General features: G+C 59.3%; 7 protein-coding genes and 1 tRNA gene. 2 read left to right on the top strand and 6 right to left on the bottom strand.

What is annotated here, in order from left to right; all coding sequences use genetic code 11:
- The 3 genes from EOA28_RS16905 to EOA28_RS16895 all read right to left on the bottom strand — a co-directional run.
- A partial coding sequence (locus EOA28_RS16905; protein WP_148670739.1) for a xanthine dehydrogenase family protein subunit M occupies positions 1-861 on the bottom strand: 861 nt, incomplete at its 3' end.
- Positions 862-863: 2 nt separating this feature from the next.
- On the bottom strand, positions 864-1,529 hold the full coding sequence (locus EOA28_RS16900) for a (2Fe-2S)-binding protein (RefSeq protein WP_245501539.1): 666 nt from the start codon (positions 1,527-1,529) through the stop codon (positions 864-866).
- Positions 1,530-1,635: 106 nt separating this feature from the next.
- Positions 1,636-2,541, bottom strand: coding sequence for an AraC family transcriptional regulator (locus EOA28_RS16895; RefSeq protein ID WP_127253185.1), 906 nt, complete (start codon positions 2,539-2,541; stop codon positions 1,636-1,638).
- Between the two features lie 624 nt (positions 2,542-3,165).
- Between EOA28_RS16895 and EOA28_RS16890 the strand changes: the two genes are divergently transcribed.
- Positions 3,166-3,229 (top strand) — tRNA-Thr (locus EOA28_RS16890).
- A gap of 967 nt (positions 3,230-4,196) precedes the next feature.
- On the opposite strand, the gene EOA28_RS16885 is transcribed toward EOA28_RS16890, so the two are convergent.
- From EOA28_RS16885 to EOA28_RS16875, 3 genes are all read right to left on the bottom strand, one after another.
- The gene (locus EOA28_RS16885; RefSeq protein ID WP_127253187.1) at positions 4,197-4,406 is read right to left on the bottom strand and encodes a hypothetical protein; all 210 of its coding nucleotides are present in this window, start codon (positions 4,404-4,406) and stop codon (positions 4,197-4,199) included.
- A complete protein-coding gene (locus tag EOA28_RS38870) occupies positions 4,366-5,835 on the bottom strand; it encodes a hypothetical protein (RefSeq protein ID WP_189342072.1) in 1,470 nt (489 codons plus the stop codon). Before EOA28_RS38870 ends, EOA28_RS16885 begins: the two co-directional genes overlap by 41 nt.
- Before the next feature lie 1,058 nt (positions 5,836-6,893).
- A complete protein-coding gene (locus tag EOA28_RS16875; RefSeq protein ID WP_126082621.1) occupies positions 6,894-7,094 on the bottom strand; it encodes a transcriptional regulator in 201 nt (66 codons plus the stop codon).
- 518 nt (positions 7,095-7,612) lie between these two features.
- Between EOA28_RS16875 and EOA28_RS16870 the strand changes: the two genes are divergently transcribed.
- Complete coding sequence (locus EOA28_RS16870) at positions 7,613-7,870, top strand: hypothetical protein (RefSeq protein WP_126082622.1); 258 nt, start codon at positions 7,613-7,615, stop codon at positions 7,868-7,870.
- The last annotated feature ends 198 nt before the right edge of the window (positions 7,871-8,068 follow it).

Here is an 8,068-nt window from a genome sequence, read left to right as displayed (position 1 = left end):
CTCGAAGACATCGCGGTCCACCGGCCGCCCGGTGAGCGCGGTCTCGCATCCGCGCATCCGCCAAGGCATGGTGCCGACCCCGCCGCAAGCGACGCGCGCAGAGCGTATTACGCCATCCTCCACCTCCAGTGCGACCGCCGCGGAGACGAGCGCGAATTCGTAAGAAGCGCGGTCGCGGACCTTGAGATAGCGAGCTCGTCGGCCGTAGGGCGCGCTCGGCACGCGTATCTCGACGATTAGCTCGCCAGGCAACAACGTATGCTCCCGGTGCGGCGTGTCGCCGGGTAGGCGGAATAGGTCTTCCACGGCAAAGCTTCGTTCTCCTTGAGGCCCGCGAACGCGCATGATCGCCCCGAGTGCAACGAACGCGACGGCCACATCTGAGGGGTGCGTAGAAACGCAATGACTGCTGGTGCCCAGCACGGCATGGCCCGCGTTCAAACCCTCCAGAGCGGCGCAGCCTGATCCGGGGTTGCGCTTGTTGCATGCCGCGTCGAGCATACGGAAGTAGGGGCAGCGGACGCGCTGCAGGAGATTTCCGCCGATCGAAGCCATGTTCCGCAATTGCGGAGATGCTCCCTCGATGAGGCTTTCTGCAATCATGGGATGGAGGCGCTGCACGTCGGGATGAGCTGCGATGTCAGCCATAGTGGCGAGGGCCCCCAGGACCAGATCGCCACCATCGACGTGGATGTCACGTAGTGGAAGCGCATTGATGTCGATTAAGCGTTCGGGCCGCTCGACTTCCTCTCGCATCAGGTCGACGAGCGTCGTGCCGCCCGCAATGTAGCGGCCGCCCGCGACAGCGGATGCGATTGCAGCCTCTATGTCGTTGGCTTTTTCCAGGACGAACGGGACCATCGTCACGCCCTCCCTGCGGCATCCGACACCGCAGCGACAATGCCGGGATAGGCGCCGCACCGGCAGATGTTGCCGCTCATCCAGAAGCGGATCTCGTCGGTAGAGCCGGCGTGACCTTCTGCAATACACCCAAGCCCCGACATGATTTGCCCGGGCGTGCAGAACCCGCATTGAAGCCCATCATGCTCGATGAAAGCTTCTTGGAGCGGATTGAGTTCGCCGTCCTTTGCGACGCCTTCGATCGTCTGGATGTCGGCGCCCTCGTGCATTGCCGCGAGCGTGAGGCAGGAGACGATACGCTTGCCGTCAACAAGGATGGTGCAGGCGCCACATGCGCCGGTGTTGCAGCCCTTCTTCGTCCCAGTCAGATCGAGGGTTTCGCGCAGCACGTCTAGAAGCGACTGGCGGGTATCAAATTCGAGCTGCTTGCTCTCGCCGTTCACCCTAAAGTGAATCGGTCCATCGACCACGGTCGCGGTCGCATTCGGCACCGCCGACTGAGCCACGGCGCCGGGAACCGCAACAAGTGATGCCGCGCCGCTTGCGATTTGAAGGATTGCGCGCCGTGAAAGCGCTGCGGCTCCAGGTTGAGAACCCTTTGAATTCCCTGCCTCGCCTGAACTCAGGTCTCGGTTGGTCATGTTCGCTCCGCACGGTGTGAGGATCAATATTTTGAGCGCATGGAAAGCTACCGGATCCGTTCCAGCCGGCCAGTGAGAAAAGTGCTGCGATTTGTATGAGAGTGCTGCCTTTAGGTGAAGGCTTAGCGGTCGCCTAGGACCTCCGCACCCGCCGCCACGCAGCGGGCGCGATACCTGTGTACTTTACAAAGATGCGGGTAAAATGGCTTTGGTCCGAGAAGCCACAGGCAAGGCCAATTTCGCCCACGGGCAAATCCGAATTCAGAAGCATACTTTTCGCCTGTTCCACGCGTTGCGCAACCAGCCACTGAAAGGGCGACAATCCTACCGTAGCTTTGAAAGCACGGGCGAAGTGGCTTCTAGATAAACCGCATACCCGCGCGAGTTCCTCTAGGCCAACCTGTCCGTCCATGTTGGCCAGAAGCATCTCCTTCGCCCGACGCTCATGCCTGCGTGCTAACCCGCCCCGCACGGGCCGCAGGGCTGCAGGCTGCTCCGAATAAAACGCGGTGAGATGGGTCATGAGTGCCGTGGCCAACTGGTCAGCAAACAATCGGGCCATCGTATCCGGCCGCTCAAACGCGGGGACCAGACACTCTCCCAAGTTGCTTATCGTGGGATCACTCAAGGCCACACCGTTGGCAGTTCGAAGCTTCCCCACCGGCCGCAAGTCATGCTCGTCCTGGAAGCGCTGCAGTGCCTCGCCAGAGGTGTACATGGAGAGGCAATCCACGGTGCCTTTGCTTACAGAGGCATGGTCTTCATTGAGGTCCAGGAACAGGAATTGTCCCCCGTGCAGAGGCATCGACGAAACCGGCTTGCCATTGACCCAGTAAGGGTAACTTGGGAGGTAGCGGCGCTGAAGGCACAGCAGATAGCCGTTACTGCTTTCCATGTGTACCGGTGTTCCCTGATCAACCTGTGTCCAGTTCACTCGGGTACCGATGATCTCGGCCACCTGGAGAAAACGTGTTGATAGCGTCCGCGGCTCCTCCAAACCTACGAATCTCCCAACGCTGCGTGCAATTTCGGCGTTCATGGGGTTCCCTCAAATCTGAGCAAACAGTTTGCATCAAGGCGCACGAGCAGTTCAAGACTGTGCTGGCCGAGCTGAACAGCATGGCGGCTTTGTGCCGAAGGCCTCCAGCAACGGACGTCGGGTTACGGCCCATCGCAGACGTCGGCAAACTCTGTCCTATCCAAGGCGGATGTTGCTGTAAGACCGTCGAGCGACCGCTAAGCCGGTGGCCGGTGACCCGTGGAGAGGTCGCTGCATGATTTACCCCTCTGTTTCCCGGCTCCGGTTCCGTCTGCCGGGTATTTGCAGCACCGCACTGGCCTGACCTGGCTCCGAGCCGCCCCCAACGCATCCATTCGCCACGCGGACGGGGCAAGGACGCACGCGGAGGCCTCCGCCGTGGTGTGAGTGAAGGGGGGTGCGAGAAATCGCTGTACGGGGCCGCTTTCAAATCGCATCCAGAATGGCAACGAACCGGCAACAAAAAACGGTGTAGCTCTCGTCGAAAACGGTGTGGGCTGGAGGACGTGCCGAGCCCGTATGGAACCACATTGGCAACATCGAGCCAAAACGGCGCAGAGTGTTAAAGGCGGCCTCAACGCCTTGCAATTCAAGGCGTCTGCGGTTATTCAGACGCCCGTTGCTGCGGTAGCTCAGTGGTAGAGCACTCCCTTGGTAAGGGAGAGGTTGAGTCTACAATTCCCCTGCGTTTTAATGGCAGCCACTCGATCTTTCTATCACCTGAAGCGGATCGTCTGCAAACGGCTCCTTCGCAGCCTTCGACATTGCTGGAGGTGCGACCATCGCTCTGTTCCGTGACAGCGAACATCTGCGTGCACCTGGAGCCTGCGCGTTTCCTCGGCTTTAGCCACGCACCGATATTCGTTGCGCATAGTGAAGGTATGCTTTTGGCCGAGCCAGACGCTAGAGAGAATGTGCGCTGCAGCGTTCCCCTCAGCCCCGCACCCGGGGGGAAGGACCTGCTACTTGCTGAGGTCACTCAACACGAGATCCAGGTCGGGTTCCTTTCCGCCGTAAAGGTTGAGAATGTAGGAGATGGACAGCCAAGGATCTCGTAGAGGGTGCCCCGTCGTTTTTTCACCAAGTTGACTACGATGCTTGACGAATTGCTTGGCATCATCGACGAACGCGAGAGCGAAGACTTTCAACCCAGCGTGTAAGGCGTAGCGGGGTTCATTGGCCCTTAGGTGGCGAAGCAAATAGCCTCGTTGCCTTGCCACGTCGCTCCCCGGGTCAGTGTCGAGCTTTGAGAGTAGACGGACGCAAGCGGCGAAAGCCCGACCGTGTTCTGTTCCAGCGAAGTGTCTGGCGAACTTACGAATGACAGCTTCCGCTCTCTCAAAGTCCTCACGGGTTAGGGGCGGGTCCTTATACGGGTCGCGAGAATTCGACTCGGTTAAACGTTCAAACATTTTGAGCACTTCCTGAGTTGGTGGTGGGCAAGTGGACATGCGCCCAACTAACCTATTGAAAATAGCCGCGCGTAGGGGCTGTAGCGGTTGGTCGCGAAATTTCCATATTTGCGCCGACCAGATGGAGGGAATGTCGTCGAATTTGACAGGTCGGGAATTCTTGGAACCACCCCGATTACCCCTGCCGCTACTACTTTCAATGACTTAGCAGCCGTCTTATGTGTCTCGGCTGCTACCGAGTCCCTACCTCTTTTCATGATCTTCATCGTTCCCATCCTCGTTCGCCGGCTCACGTGAGATTTCGGCATAGACAACGGCATAGCCGTTGATTGTTGCGAAGCGCAGGTCCGGAACCATCTTGAGCGTCGACCAAAACGCGTCGGGTTCGATGATTTTGAACTGCGAGAAGCCTTCAGCTAGTGCCCAGGCGCGGAACGCGGCATATACTTCCAACCGCCGAGGCCACCCGCCCATTGGCCTCCTTGTCGCAGGAACCAGAAACCGGGCAGCCCATTCTTTCACCGGGTCGGCTCGTCCCCATTCTGCAATGCGATCGGCAGAGGAGGGCGGCAGCGTAAACTTGCCATTGCGGGACAGACGCAAAGCGCCAGCAACCGCGAAGGAAAGTAGGGCCGGCGCTTCCTCGGCTACAATGCGGGGCTGCTATTTGCGGGACGCGCTCTCCGGCGGGTATGGTCCGATTGAAGCTTATGGGTAGGACGCGGCGGCGGATCCCTCTATCGAAACCGTTCGTGAAGCGCGGAAGGGCATTGCAGGAGAAGGTGTGTAGCGCCTTCGGTGTGAACTCTACGGCCGGCGAATAGACATCGCGGCCGACAATGCGCTTCTCCAGGACCGCTTTCTTGAACTCGGCGGAATCGATTGCTTTGCCGTCCACCTCGTCCACAACGTTGGCTAGGCAGCCGATCAGACGAACCCGGTGCTTTTCATCGGCAAAGTACGTGGGCGCCAAAAGAGATAGCGGCGCCTGGCGGTAGAAGGGCTCGGAGCAGGGCCAATATTTGCGACTTTCCATTTTCGGCAGTCTCGCCGACCAAGAATAGGGCGAGGGGATTTGTGATCCGAGTAGCTTGGCCGCTGATTGCAGCGCCGGCATTTCGCCGATAAGCGATATCTTCACTTCCGCGTCTTCGTCTCCCTTGAATGCCCCGGTAAGAAGCCGGTGCAAGAGAGTGTCGGCGGCGGGTAATTCAGGAAGCGACGGGTCGCAATGTGCGCTTAACGTCCAACGCGCGCGCTGGTCAGGGGCGTGGCGGGGAACCAAGACGACGCCGCTGGCATCGAACCTTACGAAGCCGTTTGCTACGCATATTCCGACTGGCGCCTCTTCGAAAAAGCCGCGCTTGGAATCTCGTGACTTCAACAGTTCGATTTCAATTTCTGCGACTATGTCTTTTCGGAGCTTGGGCCCCATGGCGATAGTGCGGCGGCCTGCTGGCTGTCCGTCCAGTTCAGAAATGAGAGGGCCGAGGTCGCGTTTATCATCTACGCGATGCCAATGCGTTTCGTGAAACACATGTACTGCGCCTTCATCGAAGACGATGTCACCGAAGTTGCGCCGAAGAACGTTGACGATGTTGCGCGCGAGGTGAGTGGGGCTTGCCGATTCAAATTCTTGACCAGCGATGCTTAGGTTTCGAATCTCGCTGGGAGAGCGCGAAACAAACGCAGGCATCTCCACCCGCCGATCCACCTCTAACCGGTGGCGAGGGTTGTCTTTATCCGCTCCAGGGTCGCGAAACAGCACGGCGTCGATGACCTCCTTAACGCGACCGAGTCCGCTTTTGCGGGCGAGGTCATCGAAGTCGGTAAGCTCGATTTCGGCGTCGTCAAACTCGGGATAGGCGACGAGTCCGGCCACGGATTCCGCCGCTTCCTTCGCCTTTGTGACGCCAGGATTGAAACGCCGTCCGGCATCTTCACAAGGCGGTCGTTGTCCGCCGCGAAGAGCAAGCGGGCTTTCGGGTACTTCGCCCGTATCGCCTTGGAAACGGGGCCGAGGTTGCCGGCGTCGAACGCGGTAATAGTGAGGTAGCCGGTAGCTTGGTGGACGCGGGCGGCGGTGCTGTAGCCCTCGGCTATGGCAATGGTGAATTCAGCGCCTGGATCTTCGGGCCGCTTTCCGATGGGATGGTAATTCCCTTCTTTCGCGGTGCCCTTGAGAAAGCGTTTCGTGCCGTCATCGCCGATGAGCTGAACGCTCGCCAGTTCGGTGCCAGGCGTGTACAGCGGCACGACGAGGGAACCGGCGCGGGCGGTGCGGGGGTCTTCGTCCGGCTCAATGGTGTATTTGACGTTTTGCTTGAGGCGCCGAAGGCCAGGGAAGGGCGGCAGGCCCTTTTTGGCGAGGTAGGGGTGTGAGGCCGGCGCCTTCTCGGTCGACGCCATGATGAGCCCGGCAGCGGCGGCAGCGGCGGCATTAAGGGCGGCCCGCTCTTCCTCGCGCTGGCGTTGCGTTTCCGCCATGCGTTTTTTCAGTTCGGCGCGTTCGGCCGCCGTCATCGCGGAGGGGCGCTTTTCCGTCCATGTATCCTGAATTCCGGTTTGCAGGTCGCCGAAGGCGCCCGAGGCCGGGGTGTCCAGATGCAGCACATACCAAACGTGTTGGTTCCTGGCCTTTTTCTTGCCCTGGGCATTGGCGCGGTGCACCTTTCCATCGGCAATCGGGTGAGAGGCGCCGCGCGAGTTGGCGGTGTCCATATGGACGCCCGCCGAGCGCATCGCGTCGAGGAATTCAGTGATTTTCTGTTCATCGCCGTGCTGCCGGACGTTTGCAAATTGCAAACGCCGCGCTGACGCGCCGTCTTCGGCAACGGGCTCTTGCTCGCCGGATGGCGACTCATTAAAATGGTTCACGGTCAATCCACTTGAATGTCAGAATGCAAAGCCCGCCGGTTGCAGCCAGGCGGGCTTTTTGCGTTAAGCGCGGACGCGTCGGCTCTCTATGAAGGCCGTAAGCTCGGCTTCGGGCCAATAGTTCCGGCCATTGATGTTGATCGGGCGAGGAAAGCCAAGATCAGGCTTACGCAACCAACGCCAAATGGTCATGTCGCTGACGCCGCCGACGCGGGTTTTCATTTCATTCGCCGGAAGCAATCTGGTGGAATTGGTGGCAGTCATTTGAGCGGCAACTCCTAAGCTATCAAGGTGTAACAAGCTTAAGCTAGTGAAGTCGCCGTCGGACGGTAAACGAAGGATACTGGGAACCGTAGTACGCGAGGCCTTATCCGCAGATGGGAATAGCCTTCACCGATCCCTGGCTTTGGCGGATTCGATACGTTGAAGCTGGGCGGCCCAAGCGTCTAGTGCGGCGCGCTTTTCGTCCGCGAAAGAGTGCTTCTGATAGACGCCTACGATTGCCCCGAATGATCCGGAGGTATGATTTAGAATCTTTCGATGATGGGAAGAGAAACGCCCAACCTTGCCATCCCGCTGGCGGCCGTCCTTCGCAAGTCGTGTAACGTCCAACGTGGAATCGGCGTCACCTTTTCCGGGTCGTCGTCCCCCTCAGTAGGTCATGGGTTCGAATCCCATCGCGCTCACCAAATTTGACCGTCCAAGATCGACCTGCCTCATCCTTCATAATTGACGATCGGAGCAGGGCCATTGTCCACGTCGCTGATAAGGAACAAAAAGCCATGCTCGGCTGTTTCCTTGCCGAAGGGACCGCAAATCGGGATGCGGATACAGTGGACGTACTGAACTTGGAACTGGCCAGGGCCAGACAGCGCGTCAAGCGCGCGGAGATTTCGCTCAATCACGCAAAACAACTGCTGGACGAGGAATGCGGCGTCGGGATCAATCTTGTGCTGTGCGACCGCATAAGGTCGGAACAGCAGCGGGTCGCGGAGGCCAGGAAACGGTTGGTGAAGATCGCTTCGACCGCCTCAGCCTGACGGTGTGACTTCCCCGAGACAAAGGTGATCCTGCCGTGTTGCCTTTTCGCTGGACAGGGTCATGGTTAAACTCGCGCCTCCGACGGAGGCTCCAGGATGACACTTGACCTTTCGGTAGACACCACGGCCCCTAAAGCGGCGACGCTGCCCGGCAAATATCTCTTCGGCCCGGTCGCCGATTTCCTCATGCTCGGCGGC

It is taken from the genome of Mesorhizobium sp. M2A.F.Ca.ET.067.02.1.1 (assembly GCF_004023285.1).
In the GTDB taxonomy this organism is placed as follows: Bacteria; Pseudomonadota; Alphaproteobacteria; order Rhizobiales; family Rhizobiaceae; genus Mesorhizobium.
The sequence above is the reverse complement of the archived record's forward strand: the minus strand, read 5'-3'. Positions and strand labels throughout refer to the sequence as shown.

What these genes read in the sequence shown, in the direction of transcription:
- EOA28_RS16895 (WP_127253185.1), bottom strand. Translation starts at nt 2,541, where the DNA reads ATGAACGCCGAAATTGCACGCAGCGTTGGGAGATTCGTAGGTTTGGAG.
- EOA28_RS16875 (WP_126082621.1), bottom strand. Translation starts at nt 7,094, where the DNA reads ATGACTGCCACCAATTCCACCAGATTGCTTCCGGCGAATGAAATGAAA.
- EOA28_RS16870 (WP_126082622.1), top strand. Translation starts at nt 7,613, where the DNA reads ATGCTCGGCTGTTTCCTTGCCGAAGGGACCGCAAATCGGGATGCGGAT.